Source organism: Clostridiales bacterium (assembly GCA_018333995.1).
Lineage (GTDB): Bacteria > Actinomycetota > Coriobacteriia > Anaerosomatales > SLCP01 > JAGXSG01.
On the sequence record JAGXSG010000028.1, the window covers coordinates 47,208 to 63,073 of the forward strand.

Consider the following 15,866-nt stretch of genomic DNA (forward strand, 5'->3'; position numbering starts at 1 on the left):
CAAGGAGAGGAGCCGCTTTCGTTTACGGCCGAGGTGCTCCCGGACCCCTGCTGTCCCTTACTTCCTGCCCAGGTAGCGCATTGCGACGATCGCCACGTCGTCTCGGGTCTGGCCGCCGGAGTGCGTCTCAACCTCGCGTACGAGCGTGTCGACGACCCCCTGGACGCCTTGGGCCGCTACATCCTCGATGACGCGGGCGACCCGTTCCTCACCGAAGAATGACGCGCCGTTGCGTGCTTCGATCAGCCCGTCGCTGTAGAGCACCACGATCGTGTTCTCGCTCAAGGTGATCTCATGCTCGGTGTACGTCGTTGCCGCTAACACGCCGAGTGGCGGGAAACGTTCGATATGGTGCTCAACGCAGAATCGATCGACGCACACGAGCGGGGGTGGATGGCCAGCGCACGCAACGCGCAGAGTGCCGGTCGTCATGTCGATCGTGCCGTAGACCGCTGTGATGAAGCGGCTATCATCGATTTGGGATGAGATCGCGGAGTTGGCGGCTTCAAGGACATGGGCGGGGCGGTGGTCTTGGTATGCGAACGCGCGGATCGTGCTCTTGGCCATCGCGGTCAACGTCGAGGCTTCTAGTCCCTTGCCGGACACATCACCGAGCACGAACGCGACCACGTCGCGCGCCACGTCGAACACGTCGTAAAAGTCGCCCCCGATGCGCGTGAGTTCAGTCGCCGAGCGGTAGACGTGTGCGATTTCGAGCCCAGGTACGTTGTCCGGCATGTAGAGAAGGGCCGACTGGAGCGCATCTGCGATCGCGCGTTGAGACTCAAACGTCCTTGAGGTGTCGATCGCGAGCGCGATCGAGACTCCGAGCTTGCGCGCGAACTCAAGCTCGGAGTCGGAGAACCGGTGCGGCGCGGAGTGGTACACGAAGTAGATGACGCCGAGCACTTCTCCCCGGAGCGCGAGCGGCACGGCGAGCACCGCGCGCACGTTCCAACGGCGCGTGAGCGCGCGATCGAACCGGTCGTCGGAAAACGTGTCTGGACTGGCGACGATGTCCGCGCCGTCGATCGCCGACCACGGACCTTCGACGCCATCGGGATGACCAGGAAAACGGTAGAGGTGCGCGATTGACCAGGTGTGCCGGTGGACCGTCATGAACACCGCGCTCTCGGCACCGAGGGCGTTAGCGCCTTCCTCGGCGGAGATTTGCGCTATCTCTCCTACATCGGTGGTCGCGCTGATAAGCGTGTCGATCCGGTTGACCGCCTCTGTCAGATCACGCGACCTGCGCAGCTCGGTCTCCCTCTCCTTACGCGCGTCGATGCGTTCGAGCGTCGCGATGAAGTATCGCGGTGCGCCATCGTCGCCTCTGAGCAAAGTACGGCTCGCCTCGACCCACACCGTGGAACCATCCCTGGTGATGAGCCGCTTTTCTACCTGGTACTCGTCGATGTCCCCGGCGGTGAGGCCCTCGATGAGGAGCCGTTCTTCCGCTCGATCCTGGGGGTGCGTGATGTCGTCGGGCCGATGGTGAGCGAGCTCATCGGGTTCGTATCCGGCGATCGCCGCGAGTCGTTGGTTGTACCGTATCCACTCACCCTGCATGTCGATGTGTGCGATGCCGACGGTGGCGCGTTCGAACGTCGTGCGGAAGCGAGCTTCGCTTTCGCTCAGGTCGTGAGTGAGTGTCTTCAGGTCGCCAAAGAGCACGTCGAACGGGCGCACCAACGCCGTCTCGACGACCGCACGGTACAGGAGGAAGAATGTCGCTACTTTGAGCAGGTGACCGATGAGGTTCCATGTGCCGTACGGATCGGCGTGGAGGGTGAACGCCATCTCTGAGGCGATAGCGGCGATTATGGCGGCTGAGAGCAGAACGTAGACTTCACGCTGGAACGCGAAGCGATGGCGGTGCACCGCGACAAGCCCGAGGCCCATCGTCGCGATGATCGCGTACTCACTCCAGATCTTGAACGGCGTTAATCCCGTGCCGGGAATGAACGCGGCTGGAAACACATCGAACACGAACACCGTGGCCAGGAGTGCGGCGCCTGCGAACCCGAATCCACCGAGCACACGGGCTGCATCGGCCTTGCGGATGGCGAACGCGGGTGCGACGACGAGCGCGGCCGCTTCAAGGTACCGTGCTATCAGCCACAGCTGAGTGGGGAGATTCGCGGTCGCGTCCGGCAAGATACCGATCCCTGGGTACGAAAAGGTGTGGAGGGTGTCTACGCACGCCGCAACGAAAAAGCCGACGCTCAGCACGAGCAGATATCCCGCGTCGAAGAAGCGTCTTAAGTTCCACGTGATCATGAACATGCCGGCCGCGACAGCTATCGAGAATATCTCGACTACCGAGTGGAACATCAGGTAGCCAAAGACTGATCGCACCACGGCAAGGCCCGTGATCGCGGCGAAGAGAATCGCCACGTACATCGCGGGCGATGTTCGCTGTCCTTGCAGGCGTTCGGGCAGTGTCATGTGGTCCCCTGATCATCATTCAGATAGCGACATCGTGGCACGCGCTCAGCGCTCATTCAACAGGTGGAGCGCATGGGCTATTCTTGGGTCGTCGTCGGCGACGATACGGAAGGAACGTGGCGGTGCTGTCATTTGGCAGGGTAGCAGTGGGGTGGGGTGAGGCGGTCTCCTGCGGACAATGCGCGCCTGCGTCTCTTTCAGGCACGGCGGCGGCTGGCTACCGCCCCGCAGAGGAAATTATCGCCGAGCTCATCGCAGCGCGCTCTGTCGATCTGTCGGCGGGGGTGTTGTTCACGGGGCTGGAACCGCTTGCACACCCCGCACTTCCGCGGATCATCTCCGCTGCGACCGACGCGGGCGTCGAGAGGATCGGCATCTCGACTTCAGCCGCTTTATTCATCGCGGGCGGTAATGCGACCGGCGCGATCGGGGCGGGTGTCCGCGTGATCGAGATTCCCCTGCTCGGCCCTGATGCCGCCACACACGACGCTTACGCAGGTCAGAAAGGTGCGTTCGAGGCATCGCGCGCGGGCGTAGGACGCTTCCGTGACGCGGCCGAGGAAACGGAAGTGCGGGTCGCGGTCAGAGGACGCGTCGATGTCTGCGCCCACACAACCCCCATTCTCCCCCAGGTGATCGTGACCTTCGCCTCGTGGGGAGCCGCGAGCGTCGAGCTTCGAGTTCGGGGCTCGTTGCCGCGCTCGGCAATTGAGCAGGTTCACGCGGCGTGCGAGACAGGTATGGTAAATGGGGTGTGGGTCGCGGTTGCGGCTCTCGATACTGAGTTTCTCGGAAAAGGCGCTCTTCACGGGACCGACGTTATGTCGTTCACAGAGGTGGTCCGGTGACGCCCGCGGCGCGCGTGCCAGCCGTAAAGGTTGCGCTCGTAGGCGTGAACGCCATCGGGCACCGATCGCTCGCGCTTGGGTATGTGCGCGCCTACGCTCAGGCAGATCCGCGCCTCGCAGGCGAAGTCGGCTTCGTGACGCTCGACCTCGATGTTGCCGTTGACCCGTGGTGGGTGGCGTATCGGGTTGCCGCGCTCGAGCCCGACGTGGTGGGGTTCTCGGTCGTGTGCTGGAACGCACGCATCGTCTACGATGCGTGCCGACTGCTCCGCAGCATTGCGCCTGAGGTGCGGATCATTGTCGGGGGGCCAGAGCCCGGACCCATTGCCGAGGACGTCATCCGGGCCGTTCCCTCCGTAGACGCTGTCGTCAGAGGTGAAGGTGAGGAGACGTTTGCCGATTTGCTTTACGCGATTCGCAAGGGGAGGGCGCTTTGGCGGGTAGACGGCGTCACCGCACGAAAGGACGGTGCACCGATTAGCGCACCAGACCGCGGTCTCTTCGCCGACCTTGATCGCCTCCCATCGCCGTTTCTTACCGGCACGATGCAGCCTGCGGCGACCGGCGCCTACATCGAGACGTATCGCGGCTGCCCTCACCGGTGCGGCTACTGTTACGAGGGCAAGGGCACGCAACGGGTGCGACACTTCTCGCGCGAGCGCGTTGAGGCTGAGATAGCTCACGTCACGAGCGTTCCCGGGATACACTCCTTCTCCTTCATCGACCCGGTGTTCAACCTTAACGGAGAGCGTCTCGAGTGGCTTTCGGGTGTTCTCGCGCCTTACGCCGCACGCGGGGTGCGCCTCAAGACCATCGAGGTAGACATTGAGCGCATCGGACCACCAGAGGCCGCACTGCTCGCGCGCGCAGGCGTCGCTTCGGTCGAGACCGGTCCGCAATCGGTGGGAGCCCGCGCGCTCGAGATATGCCGACGCCGTTTCGACCAAGATCGCTTTGCCGCCGGTGTCGCCGCCCTTAAGGGAGCCGGTATCAGCGTTGAGTGCGACCTCATAATCGGTCTCCCGGGTGACACCGTCTCAGATGTTCTTGCGGGCATGCGGTTCGTGCTCGCTCTCGATCCCGGTGCGATCCAAATGTCTACTCTCCACGTTCTTCCCGGTACGGACCTGTGGGAGAACGCCAAAGATCACGAACTAGTATTTGACTCCGAGCCGCCGCACGAGGTAATCAGGACCGCCGAGATTTCGTTTGCGGACATGCGACGCTTGGAGGTGCTCGGCAACGCACTGATGGATCACTACCGTGCGCGTGCGTCGCGCGTCAGAGGAGGAGCGTAGGATGTCGATGGGAGTCTCGCGACGGGCTGAGGCGATCCGCCCGTTTGTCGTCATGGATGTTGTCGCGCGCGCTAAGGTGCTGGCCGCGTCGGGACACGACGTTGTGCGCCTTGAGATCGGGGATCCTGACCTGCCCACGCCGGAGGTCGTCACCAAGGCCGCGGAGGCGGCGATGGAGTCGGGAGATACCGGCTACACGCAAGCGGCGGGCTTGCCCGATCTGCGTGTCGCGATTAGTCACCACTACTCCACGGCGTACGGAGTCGGCGTCGACCCGGATAACATTGTCGTCACTCAGGGAACGTCGCCGGCGATGCTCCTCGTGTTTGGCGCGCTCCTCGACCCGGGTGACGAGGTCATTGTCACTGATCCGTGCTACCCGGCGTATCCCAACTACGTAAACTTCCTCGGCGGTGTTCCGGTGACGGTGCGCGTCAGGGCAGAGGAGGGTTTCAGGATTCGTCCCGAAGAGGTTCGCGCGGCTATCACTCCGCGCACCCGGGCCATCATGGTCAACTCGCCGTGCAACCCCACCGGCACCGTCTTGCCGCCCGAAGACCTTCAAGCGCTCGCGGCCATCGCCGAGGAGACCGGGGTGTGGATCGTCAGCGACGAGATCTACCACGGGTTAGACTTCTCAGGTCCGAGCCGCTCGATACTTGAGTTCACCGATCGCGCCTTCGTGCTTAGCGGATTCTCGAAGGCCTACGCGATGACCGGATGGCGTCTTGGTTACCTCATCGCGCCAACAAAGTTCGTTCGTCCCGCCGAGAAGATCCAGCAGAACTTCTTTTTATGCGCCAACCACTTTGTACAGGTGGCGGGAACTGTAGCGCTTACCCAGGCCCAAGGTGAGGTCGCCCGGATGCGCGAGATCTACGACGAGCGGCGGCGCTACCTCATCCCCGCTCTCCGTGACGAGGTTGGACTGGCAATTGCATCCGAGCCCATGGGCGCCTTTTATGTCTTCGCTGATGCGCGTGCGTGGGGACAAGACTCACTTGAGCTTTCAAGGCGTATCCTCGAAGAGGCGCTGGTTTCGTGTGCGCCGGGAATCGACTTCGGGCCTGGAGGAGAAGGATTCCTTCGATTCAGCTACGCCACATCGCTTGACCGCCTTGCCGAAGGCGTTTCGCGTCTCGTGGAATGGGCGGCTGCCCGCAGATGAGCGCGTGGGCTGGCACGTGTGGGTTCCGCTTGTCGGAAATGGCTTCGGCTTGGCCGACATGGTGCCGATGCGTATACTGGATCAGTCGGGAAGACCGGGCCTGCCGGGTACGCGGATGCTTGGTGATTTAGAACCGGCACGCCAGTTGCACTAATTTCCCTGGCACAGGCCGACACCTTCGGGCGGAAACGCCGTCCGGGAGGGAGTCTCTTTGAGCGAGTGTTGGAGTAAGGCGGACCTGCACATCCATTCGAATCACAGCGATGGGCTGGCGCGCATACCTGAGATCATGGATCACGTGCAGGAGATGACCGATCTTCGTGTCATCGCGATCACAGACCACAACACGATCGAGGGTGCGCTTTTCGCGAAGTCTCTTGAGGACATGTACGACTTCGAGGTCATCGTCGGCGAAGAGATATCCTCTCGCTCCGGACACGTGATCGGCCTGTACCTCGAACAGCATGTTCCAGCTGGCCTGTCTCTTGTCGAGACCATCACTCGCATCCGTGAGCAAGACGGCATCGTGATGATTCCGCACCCGTTTTCCAACCAAGGCGTCTTCGGTCCGTTTGGACGCACGATGTTTCGTGAGGCCGCCAATGAACTCGCATTTCAGGCGCTCGAGGTCTACAACTCGATTCCGTATCTCGGGTGGGCGAATCGCATAGCCTCCAAGGTGTTCGCGGGAGGCAACGGCATCGCTGCCACCGGTGGCTCCGATGCGCACGTGCTTCAGGGGATCGGCTCGGGCTATACGCTTTTCCGGGGCTCCTCGGCCGCGGACCTTCGGGTGAGCATAGACCGGTTTGAGACTCGCGCCGAGACGGGTCCTGGAGGTCTCGGTCTCACGCTCAAGTATGCGCGTAGCATCCGCAAGATTCACCGCCAACACGTCTGGAACTGGGACCGTTGCGAGGCGCGTCACCTCTGATGGGTTGCGTGTACTGCCGCGGCGATTTCCTCGGCAAACACATCGTCGTCGCGCCATGGCGCTACTTGGACGACGCTGACTTCGCCGGGTACCCGCGCCTGTCTGATGGCGACCGGGAAATCAAGCAAGGTTGCCAGGTTCTCGAAGGGGAAACACGCCGGACAGACCACGATGCGCGAGCATCCGAGTGCGGCCAAATGGCGCACGGTTTCGCTCACGTCGGGGGTGCGCCAATCGTGCCAGCAGGTACGGATGTTCGCAGCCGGAACCTCCGCCTCGGTGAGCAGGAGCTTCACCCGGTTCACGAACGCGTTCTCCTGTACGTCGAACGCCGCGTACGTACGTTCACGCTCTCCGGGTTGTCCGCTCATCACCAGCGCAACACCAGCGTCAGATCGCGAGGAAATCACTGAGAGGATCCGCGCGACTGTGAGTTTGGCGAGCGGGACGGAAGCCCACAGGGGCTGGGTGTAGGTGATCCAGACGCCACCAGTACCCGAGATGGGGTCCACACCGCTTTTCTCGCGGTCGATCCGGAACGACTCCGCAACGTGGGCCGTGGCCACGACGACATTCCGGTATCCGCTGTCTACGGCGGCGCCCACTGCGTCGGTGAGCGCACGTCCGTCTCGACAGCGCACAAGGTGGCAAGAGTCGAAACGGTTGTGATCCAGAAGAGGTGTTATTTTTTCGCAGAGCGCGCGGGCTTGGTCATATTCAGGACTCAAGTCGCCTACGGCGCGATAGCGCGCCTTCTGCGCGGCGTAGACGAACGGCGTTGAACCGATACTGGGCTCGGAGACGCCGGCATCGACAAGATCGGAGATCTCCGCGGTCACGTCTCCCGGACCGTAGGTAGGGTTTTCGATGTCGGCAAGCAAGAACACCGCTGTCGAATCAGCATCGGATGGTTGGAACGTCAAAGCAGGGTTGGCACGTTTGCGGGTGGTGCGGGCCGTCTCAAGAACGGCGGACACAAGCCCGAACCCTCCTGCGAAGCCCGCGGCTGCAATTCCTGTACCTGCTAAGAAGACGACAGGGCGTCCGTCCGCGGCGATGATGAGGTAGAACGCATAGGTAAGCGCGCCTATTGACGCCATGCCGCAGACTGCCATCATGGCCTCGAAGGTGCGCCGCACTACGAGCAGTCCCGCCACAGACGCGCCGGCACACACGGCCGCTAGGACAAGCCCGGCCCAGGGCAATGGGTGCATCACTCACTCCTTGTCGGGACGGTGGGGACATGATACCCGAGGGTAGACGCAGGCAGCTATCGCAGAAGTCGAAGATGAGCGCTTCTGCGCACGTCAACGCAGGATGGACAGCGAAATACGCATGGACTGGCGGAGAGGCACGCCGCTTGCTTAACCGATACCCCTGTGGGTATAGATTCGGTACGTTGACTTGTGGCCAGATACGAAAGGACTGCCGGATGACTGATCTGGTGAAGGACGTCAATAGCGAGGAGTTCGCCTTAGAGGTACTCGATGCGACAATGCCCGTTGTCGTTGACTTCTGGGCTCCGTGGTGTGGTCCGTGCAGGGTCGTCGGACCCGAGATCGAGAAGCTGGCCGTGCGTGCTTCGGGTACGGTCAAGTTCGTGAAGGTCAACATCGATGAGAATCGTGAGATCGCCATGGAGTTTGGTGTGATGAGTATTCCGACGATCAGCAAGTTCGAGCGTGGCTCGGTGACAGCGACCGTGGTGGGTGCACGGCCTGCTGACGCGATCGCGACCGGACTCGGACTGGAGGTGTGATACGTTGCCGACGTATGATCTGACATGCGAGGATTGCGGAGAGCGCACAGAGCGCTTCTTCACACGCTTGTTGCGCGACGAGGACAAGGTTTGTTCGTGTTGCGGTTCGCGTGCCGTGCGCACGGGTGTCGGAGGCGGCGTTCTCGGCCTGAGGGCTTCGAGTCCGTCAAGCGACGGCGGGGGGTGCGGCGCCAGCGGGTTTGCTTGAGGGTGACGAAACGCTGTCTGGTCGAGACAGCCTGGATGAGGGGACTGGACGCGTGGAGTACGCTTACAAGCGTCGATCCGCACGTTCGTTCAAAGATGCCATCGACGCGGTGGAGCGCTCGGTGCGCGTCCACGGCTTCATCGTTCACCGTAAGTACGATATCGGGGGAACCGTAGGCGCTAAAGGATTCAACATCAGACCGCTGGTCATTCTCGAGATCGGACCCGCCGAGGAGCCAAGTGAGGCGCCGCTCTCACTCGTGTTGCCCTGTCGCATCAATATCTACGAAGAGGACGGTCAGAGCGTGGTCGCGGCCTTGAGGCCCACGGTCTTTGGATCTGTCTATCCTGAACACCGCCTCGACGAGGTTGTCGAAGCGGTGGAGGCAACCGTCATTGGGATCGTCGACGGAGCCACTGGGTAGCGGTGACTCCGTCGACGATGGGACATATCCTGCCGCACTCGCAGCTCCGCGCGGCGGAGAAAGCCTATTTCACGCACGCCGAGTACTTGATGAAGACCGCGATCGCCTCGTCGATTAGTTCGTCACGGGTGCGGTTCTCTGTGTCGATGAGACATCGCTTCATCGAGTGCCCTATGATATGTAGACCGACCTGATTGAGGGCGGATTTTGCGGCCATGATCTGAGTGAGAACGTCCTCGCAATCTTTCCCGGATTCCACCATCATCTGAAGGCCTCGAATTTGGCCTTCAAGCCGCTTGAGGCGGTTGATGATGCGCTTTCGTTCAGCGTCGGTGGTTGCGGGGTGCTCGATGTCAGTCATGTCGAGGCCTCCATAAGGTTTCGAGAACAGCGTATCTGGGTCTGTCTTACCAGCGTATCATACCCCCAGGGGGTATGAAGGGCAAGGGGCTAGATCGAAGAGATGGGGTTTCGGAGAGAATCCACGAAGAGCGCGGGAGTCGCTCGGGTGCGTCAGGTGCGCCGGGTACTGTGGATCACACTCGGGCTCAACGTCACGGTCGCTGTCGCTAAGCTCGTGTGGGGATCGCTGACGGGTTCGATATCCGTGCAGGCGGACGGCTTCCACTCGCTATTCGACGGCGTCTCAAACGTGGTCGGTTTAGTTGGACTCGGTTTGGCGGCACGCCCGGTTGACCGCGATCACCCATACGGCCACGGGAAATACGAGACATACGCGTCCGCGGGCATCGGCGCGATGCTTGCATTTGCCGCGTACAACGTCGGGTCGTCGGCCATCTCGCACATCATTACGGGCGGCGAGCCCCCACGCGTGGAAGGCACACTCTTCGCGGTCATGCTTGTGACGCTCTCGATCAATGTTGCGACCACCCTGTACCAGCGAGCGGCCGGCCGGCGTCTGCAAAGCGACATCTTGCTCGCGGACGCGAGGCACACCGGCAGTGACGCGCTCGTGAGCCTTGGCGTCATTGGCGGGCTCGTGGCCGTTCGAGCGGGATACCCTGTGGCCGACCCGCTGGTAGCGCTTCTCGTCTCCGGTGCAATCGCGTACGCCGCGTGGGGGATTTTCCGTCAAGCCGGCGTGACGCTTTCGGACGCCGCGCGCATCCCTGCTGCCGACATCGCGGCGGTCGCGTGCGCGGTACCCGGCGTGCTTGGCTGCCATGGTGTCAGGACACGCGGTTCGAGTGCGGAAGTCTATGTTGACCTGCACGTGCAAGTAGCTGCCGAGGAAACCATTGAGGTCGGCCACGCTATCGCAGAACGGGTCGAGCGTGCGGTGTGCGACGCGTTCAATCAGGTTGTCGACGTTATCGTGCACGTCGAGCCCTTCGACGCCTATCAGGCCGCCAAGACCAAAGCCGAGTGGGAGTCGGCCGGTGAGTAGAGGCCGCTCTGGCTTGGACCGCCGCACGGACACGTGGAAGGGGTACACGCTCGCGTTAGTCGCTGCCATCGCGTGGGCGATGGGGGGCACTACCGCTAAGTGGATGTTCACGGCCGCCGGGCCTGACACGCTAGCCTGGCGGGTGCCTCCGCTCGGCATTACTGTAGATCCTGTGACGCTAGCGGGTGCCCGCGCCGTGATGGCCTTCATGGTCCTGATCGTCTACATCGTGCTCATGAAGCGCGATGCGCTGCGGATCACGTCGAGGGACGTGCCCTTTCTTGCTGTCTTCGGGGTGGTCGGTCTTGCCGGCGTGCACATCACCTACTTCCAGGCGATCTCGCACACGAATGTCGCTACCGCAATCCTGCTTCAATACCTGGCGCCCATCCTCGTGCTCGTCTTCACGGTCGTGTTCCTGAGGGAGCGGCTGACAGTGGCGTTACCCGTGGGCGTTGCGCTCTCGATCACAGGATGCGCACTTGTCGTCGGAGTTGCGGGCGAGGGAGGCCTGTCTGTTTCCCGGGCAGGCCTTGCATGGGGGCTAGCCGCCGCGGTGTTCTTCGCGGGCTACTCACTGATGGGCCGGTACGCCGCTCCACGCTACTCGCCGTGGACACTCCTTGCGTACGGACTTGGTTTCGCTAGCGTCTTTTGGCTGCTCTATCTGAGAGGTATCGACGGCGTGATGCCGGCGTTTGGCTCTGCTGAAGCTGCGGCCGCTGTGGTGTTTATCGCCGTGGTCAGCACCATACTGCCGTTTGGAGCGTTTCTGAAGGCGCTCCATTTCATCGATCCCACGAGGGCGACGATCGTCGCGACCCTTGAGCCAGTGATCGCTGGCCTCACCGCTTTTGCGCTGTTAGGCGAGGTGTTCGATGCGAGCCAGCTGCTCGGCGGCGCACTTGTGCTCGTCGCAATAATGATTGTGCAGGCGCCGGGGAGGGCCGAGCAGAGACGACCTATTGACGTTCCACCAGGGACATAGGCGCGAAGACTCATCGCGAGTGGTATATTCTTTGCTAAGGTGCGACGCGTTTTCGCAGGTCGAACGGTATGTGAGGAGACGGCAGTGGAGCTCGGGCATAGGACTGAGCTACGCCAGAAGGTCACCCTGTCCCCGCAGGTGTACCAGGGACTCAGCATCCTTGCGATGCCTGTCGCTGAGCTTCAGCAGCTGGTCGAGGCCGAGCTCATGGAGAACCCGGTACTTGAGCTTGACGATATCGATCTTGATTCCAGTGAGACCCCTGAAGAGCCTGTCGAGCGCGCGGAAGAGGAACGTGCGTGGGATGAGTGGCTCGACATGTACGACGATCTTGATTCTGGTGAGCTCAGCGGTCCAAGAGATCCTGACGCTGAGAGTGCGAACACTGAGGAGTTCGTTGGAGGCATCGTCAGTTTCGACGATTATCTCAACGGCCAACTGGCGTTACTCGATCTCACGCCCGCTGTGTACGCCGCGGCGAGCGCGGTCGTCGGATCGCTTGACCAAGATGGATTCTTTCGCGGGGATTGCCGCGAGATAGCCGCTGTCGCTGGTGTGACCAGGGAGGAGGCGGAAGCGGGGCTGCGGGTGGTGCAGCAGTTCGATCCGCCAGGCGTTGGCGCGCGTGATCTTGCCGAGGCGCTGCGCATCCAGATGGACTATCTCGAACTCGACGAACCGATGCTTGAAAGGATCATCGCCGAGCACTTAGACGATGTGGCGTCTAGTCATATGCGCAAGATCGCGCGCGCACTCAAGATCGACGAGTCCGAGGTTCGTCGCCTAGTCAGTATCCTTCGTACGCTCAACCCGCGTCCCGCGGGCGCGTATTCGCCGGGTCCCTCACCGGGCTACATCGTTGCTGACGTGACGATTCGGCGTTTCGATGACGACTGGCTCATCATCCCCAACAGCGACTCGATTCCCACCCTTAAGGTCAACTCACGCTACCGCTCCATGCTCAGGAGCGGATCTGGCGCCGACGATCAGACACGGCGCTACCTCAGAGAAAAGATCCGCAACGCCGAGAGCTTCATCAAGAACATCGATCGCCGCAAGGACACGGTAAGCCGCATCACTCGGATCATTCTCGAGGTGCAACACGAATTTTTCGAGAACGGCACCGGGGTATTGCGTCCTCTGCGTCTTGAAGATGTCGCTGTCGAGATCGGGGTCCACCTCTCGACTGTGAGCCGTGGGGTGACTGGAAAGTATATGGCCACTCCGTACGGGCTCTTCGAACTCAAGCACTTCTTCTCAGGCGGCTACCGGACCACAAGCGGTATGGACGTGGCGTCTACGAGCATCAAACAGCGCCTGAGGGAGATCGTCGCCGAGGAGGATCCCGTGAAACCCTACTCGGACCAAAGACTCGCAGAACTTCTGTCCGCCGAGGGTGTCACCGTCGCGAGGCGCACCGTCGCCAAGTACCGCGAGGAGCTGCGGATCGAGCCGTCGTGGGCGCGGAAGCGCAGATGATTCCTGTCGGCGATACTCCGGCGAGCGCTCCCGCCGCGCGGCGTACACGCACCGTCCGCGCGACCGCGATCATCACGGTGCTATTGGCGGTTGTCACGGCTCTCCACCTTCATGCCGACATGTACACCACATCCGAGGCCCTCCATCAACTGTACCGCCGCTTCTACTACGTGCCGATCCTCTACGCGGCTTTCGTGTTTGGCAAGCGGGGGGGCGCGCTGGCGGCGCTGGCGGCGAGCGTGCCGTTTGTGATGTACGTCGGTGTCGATCTTGGAGTGACACCGCCATCGAGCCTGGTGGACAACGGGCTCGAGGTGCTCATGTACTTTGTCGTCGGCGTGCTGTTTGGAGCTCTGCGTGACCTTGAGGAAGGTAAAGCTGACGATTTACGACAGGTGAGCACTCGGCTTGAAGATGCCTATCGCAAGCTTGAGGAGCGCGCGATCCAGCTCATCAACATTCAGGACTACACGCAGTCGATCCTGCGATCCATCACCTCGGGAGTGCTCACTGTTGGCCCAGACGCATCGGTGACCACCGTAAATCCCGCGGCGGAACGTCTTTTGGGTATGTCCGAGTATGACATGGTGCCCAAGCCTATCGGGCAACTCTTCCGAAGTGACGGCGGCATAGAAGGTGATGTGCGCAAGGTGCTCTCGGGGCGCGCACCTCTGACCCTGCGCGAAGTGACCGTCACTACAGTCAACGGTCGCGAGGTGCACGTCCAGGTGTCTACATCGCGTATGCGGGCTGTGGGCGGCCGCATTCTTGGCGCCGTTGTAACGATCGAGGACGTCTCTGAGATCAAGGCTCTCACCGACCAGCTCATCAGGGCGGACCGGCTCGCCGCGATGGGCGAGTTGACGGCCGGCGTCGCCCACGAGGTGCGCAATCCGCTCGGCATCATCCGTGCGAGTGTCCAGCTGCTGGAAGACGCTGGAGGTGACGCCGGAAGGATCGCGCAATCCGCCGACGTCATCAAGCACGAGATCGATCGTCTCGACAAAGTCATCAAGGCCCTCCTAGACTTTGGCAGGCCGAGCAAGCCTACGATGATGAGTACCGACCCAGTCGAGGTGTTGCGGGACGTAGTGCTATTCACAGGGCGGTTCGCTAGCCAGGCCGACGTGAGGATCGAAGAGGATCTGCCTGCGGGACTTCCACTCGTCATGGCCGACCCAGATCAACTCAAGCAAGTCTTTCTCAACCTCGTCACCAACGCTGTCCAAGCGATGGCTGATGCCGGGTCGGGTACCATCACCCTGACGGCTCGTCGAGAGGGTGACTACGTGGCGCTGTCGGTGGGTGACACAGGCCCCGGCATACCCGTCGAGGAATTGTCTAAGGTGTTCGACCCGTTCTATTCGACAAAGGATGACGGTACGGGCCTCGGCTTGACGATCGTTCATCGGATCATCGATGAGCATGGCGGACATATCGAGGTCGAAAGCGGAGCGGGTGGCTCCACGTTCACTGTGGCGCTGCCGATTTCCGTCAACGGGGATGTAAGGGAGCTTTTGTGACAGGACGTGTACTGGTCGTCGATGACGAGAAGAACATGCGATGGGTACTCGCGCAGGCGCTCGAGGGTGAAGGTTTCGAGGTCGTGCAAGCGGCTGACGGCAAGGAGGCGCTCGCGGCGGTAGCGGAGGGTGAACCCGACGTGATGGTGCTCGACCATCGCATGCCCCGGCCCGACGGGATGGAGGTTCTAAGGCGGCTACGGGCGCAGGGAAGCACCTTCCCGATCATCATGCTCACCGCGCACGGTAACGTGGCCCAGGCGGTTGAGGCGATGAAGGCGGGGGCGAGCGAGTACCTGACCAAGCCCTTCGATCTGGAGGAACTTAAGCTCGCGATCGAGAAGGCGCTTGCGGTCCGTGATCTCACGGCCGAGGTCGAGAGATTGCGCGAAGAGCTCGACAAGGAGTACGACGTTGAAGGGATCGTCGCGGCCGACTCCTCAATGATGGCGGTCATTGAGAACGTGCGCAAAGTGGCTCCCACCAACGCGACCGTGATGATTTACGGTGAGTCGGGAACAGGCAAGGAGCTGGTCGCCCGGGCGATCCATAGCCTGTCGTCGCGAGACGGCAAGCCGTTCATCTCGGTGAGCGCCGGCGCGCTGCCCGAGACCCTTCTCGAAAGCGAGTTGTTCGGCTACGAGAAGGGCGCATTCACGGGAGCGGTGAGTGCCAAGCCCGGCCGTTTTGAGATGGCTAACGGCGGGACAATCTTCTTAGACGAGATTGGTGACATCACGCCAGCGGTCCAGGTGAAGCTGTTACGTGTCCTTCAGGAGCGCCGATTCGAGCGCCTCGGCGGAACCAGGACGGTCGAAGTCGATGTGCGGGTGGTCGCCGCAACCAATCGTGACCTCCAACAGCTCATTGCCGATGGTGGCTTCCGGGAGGACTTGTTCTACCGTCTCAACGTAGTTCCGGTCACCCTGCCTCCGTTGCGCGTACGATCAGGTGATATCCCCTTACTCGTCGCACATTTTCTTGAGAAGCTCAACGCGGGAGCCAAGACTATCTCGCAAAAAGCGATGGAAGCCCTACTCGCATACCGGTGGCCGGGCAACATCCGCGAACTTGAAAACACGATCGAGCGCATCGTGATCCTCTCCCACGGCGAAGAGATCGGAGTTGAAGACCTTCCGCTCGAAATTCGCCTCAACAGCGGTGTTTGTTCGGACGCTTCGGGAGGTTTCACGTTGCCGGAGGAGGGTGTTGATCTCGAGGAGGTCGAGCTCGATCTGGTCCGCCAGGCGCTCGATCGCGCTGGTGGCAACGTACCCAAGGCGGCCAAGCTTCTCGGGCTGACAACCAAGACACTTGAGGCCAGGATGCAGCGGCTCGGAGTGTAGCGAATTTGGCACACCCCTTGCACCTCCATGAAAGA

The 15,866-nt window shown here is 61.7% G+C and carries 14 protein-coding genes; 11 read left to right on the forward strand and 3 right to left on the reverse strand.

All coding sequences use genetic code 11. The features are described from left to right. Positions 1-57: 57 nt before the first annotated feature. A complete protein-coding gene (locus KGZ40_07575; GenBank protein ID MBS3957372.1) occupies positions 58-2,448 on the reverse strand; it encodes a SpoIIE family protein phosphatase in 2,391 nt (796 codons plus the stop codon). A gap of 116 nt (positions 2,449-2,564) precedes the next feature. Between KGZ40_07575 and KGZ40_07580 the strand changes: the two genes are divergently transcribed. The 4 genes from KGZ40_07580 to KGZ40_07595 all read left to right on the forward strand — a co-directional run bounded on the left by KGZ40_07580 (position 2,565) and on the right by KGZ40_07595 (position 6,696). Further along, positions 2,565-3,296 (forward strand): hypothetical protein, encoded by a 732-nt coding sequence (locus KGZ40_07580; GenBank protein MBS3957373.1) that lies wholly within the window; start codon positions 2,565-2,567, stop codon positions 3,294-3,296. Beyond that, the gene (locus KGZ40_07585; protein ID MBS3957374.1) at positions 3,293-4,594 is read left to right on the forward strand and encodes a cobalamin-dependent protein; all 1,302 of its coding nucleotides are present in this window, start codon (positions 3,293-3,295) and stop codon (positions 4,592-4,594) included. Before KGZ40_07580 ends, KGZ40_07585 begins: the two co-directional genes overlap by 4 nt. Position 4,595: 1 nt before the next feature. Next, the gene (locus KGZ40_07590; GenBank protein ID MBS3957375.1) at positions 4,596-5,762 is read left to right on the forward strand and encodes a pyridoxal phosphate-dependent aminotransferase; all 1,167 of its coding nucleotides are present in this window, start codon (positions 4,596-4,598) and stop codon (positions 5,760-5,762) included. 211 nt (positions 5,763-5,973) lie between these two features. Then, positions 5,974-6,696, forward strand: a complete 723-nt coding sequence (locus KGZ40_07595; GenBank protein MBS3957376.1) for a PHP domain-containing protein — start codon at positions 5,974-5,976, stop codon at positions 6,694-6,696. Here the strand turns inward: KGZ40_07595 and KGZ40_07600 are convergent. Further along, positions 6,687-7,910, reverse strand: a complete 1,224-nt coding sequence (locus KGZ40_07600; protein ID MBS3957377.1) for a ferrochelatase — start codon at positions 7,908-7,910, stop codon at positions 6,687-6,689. The two genes, KGZ40_07595 and KGZ40_07600, sit on opposite strands and share 10 nt — an antisense overlap. A 218-nt stretch (positions 7,911-8,128) precedes the next feature. Here KGZ40_07600 and trxA point away from each other — a divergent pair, with 218 nt between their 5' ends. Both trxA and KGZ40_07610 read left to right on the forward strand, forming a co-directional pair. Then, positions 8,129-8,455, forward strand: coding sequence for a thioredoxin (gene trxA, locus KGZ40_07605; GenBank protein ID MBS3957378.1), 327 nt, complete (start codon positions 8,129-8,131; stop codon positions 8,453-8,455). Positions 8,456-8,715: 260 nt separating this feature from the next. After that, positions 8,716-9,087, forward strand: coding sequence for a DUF302 domain-containing protein (locus KGZ40_07610; protein ID MBS3957379.1), 372 nt, complete (start codon positions 8,716-8,718; stop codon positions 9,085-9,087). Positions 9,088-9,151: 64 nt separating this feature from the next. Here the strand turns inward: KGZ40_07610 and KGZ40_07615 are convergent, their stop codons facing one another. Next, complete coding sequence (locus KGZ40_07615; protein MBS3957380.1) at positions 9,152-9,448, reverse strand: metal-sensitive transcriptional regulator; 297 nt, start codon at positions 9,446-9,448, stop codon at positions 9,152-9,154. Positions 9,449-9,550: 102 nt separating this feature from the next. Between KGZ40_07615 and KGZ40_07620 the strand changes: the two genes are divergently transcribed. The 5 genes from KGZ40_07620 to KGZ40_07640 all read left to right on the forward strand — a co-directional run bounded on the left by KGZ40_07620 (position 9,551) and on the right by KGZ40_07640 (position 15,831). Then, positions 9,551-10,495: a cation transporter gene (locus KGZ40_07620; protein ID MBS3957381.1), complete on the forward strand. Its 945-nt coding sequence runs from the start codon at positions 9,551-9,553 to the stop codon at positions 10,493-10,495. Next, a complete protein-coding gene (locus KGZ40_07625) occupies positions 10,488-11,483 on the forward strand; it encodes an EamA family transporter (GenBank protein MBS3957382.1) in 996 nt (331 codons plus the stop codon). The genes KGZ40_07620 and KGZ40_07625 overlap by 8 nt, the downstream gene beginning before the upstream one ends. An 84-nt stretch (positions 11,484-11,567) precedes the next feature. Further along, on the forward strand, positions 11,568-12,962 hold the full coding sequence (gene rpoN / locus KGZ40_07630; GenBank protein ID MBS3957383.1) for an RNA polymerase factor sigma-54: 1,395 nt from the start codon (positions 11,568-11,570) through the stop codon (positions 12,960-12,962). Next, positions 12,959-14,485 (forward strand): PAS domain-containing protein, encoded by a 1,527-nt coding sequence (locus tag KGZ40_07635; protein MBS3957384.1) that lies wholly within the window; start codon positions 12,959-12,961, stop codon positions 14,483-14,485. Before rpoN ends, KGZ40_07635 begins: the two co-directional genes overlap by 4 nt. Continuing rightward, positions 14,482-15,831, forward strand: coding sequence for a sigma-54-dependent Fis family transcriptional regulator (locus tag KGZ40_07640; GenBank protein ID MBS3957385.1), 1,350 nt, complete (start codon positions 14,482-14,484; stop codon positions 15,829-15,831). The genes KGZ40_07635 and KGZ40_07640 overlap by 4 nt, the downstream gene beginning before the upstream one ends. Positions 15,832-15,866: the final 35 nt, after the last annotated feature.

Excerpts from the sequence above, each read along its gene's own strand:
- KGZ40_07575 (MBS3957372.1), bottom strand. The coding sequence starts at position 2,448 with ATGACACTGCCCGAACGCCTGCAAGGACAGCGAACATCGCCCGCGATG.
- KGZ40_07590 (MBS3957375.1), top strand. The coding sequence starts at position 4,596 with ATGTCGATGGGAGTCTCGCGACGGGCTGAGGCGATCCGCCCGTTTGTC.
- KGZ40_07600 (MBS3957377.1), bottom strand. The coding sequence starts at position 7,910 with ATGCACCCATTGCCCTGGGCCGGGCTTGTCCTAGCGGCCGTGTGTGCC.
- trxA (MBS3957378.1), top strand. The coding sequence starts at position 8,129 with ATGACTGATCTGGTGAAGGACGTCAATAGCGAGGAGTTCGCCTTAGAG.
- KGZ40_07615 (MBS3957380.1), bottom strand. The coding sequence starts at position 9,448 with ATGACTGACATCGAGCACCCCGCAACCACCGACGCTGAACGAAAGCGC.
- KGZ40_07620 (MBS3957381.1), top strand. The coding sequence starts at position 9,551 with ATGGGGTTTCGGAGAGAATCCACGAAGAGCGCGGGAGTCGCTCGGGTG.
- KGZ40_07635 (MBS3957384.1), top strand. The coding sequence starts at position 12,959 with ATGATTCCTGTCGGCGATACTCCGGCGAGCGCTCCCGCCGCGCGGCGT.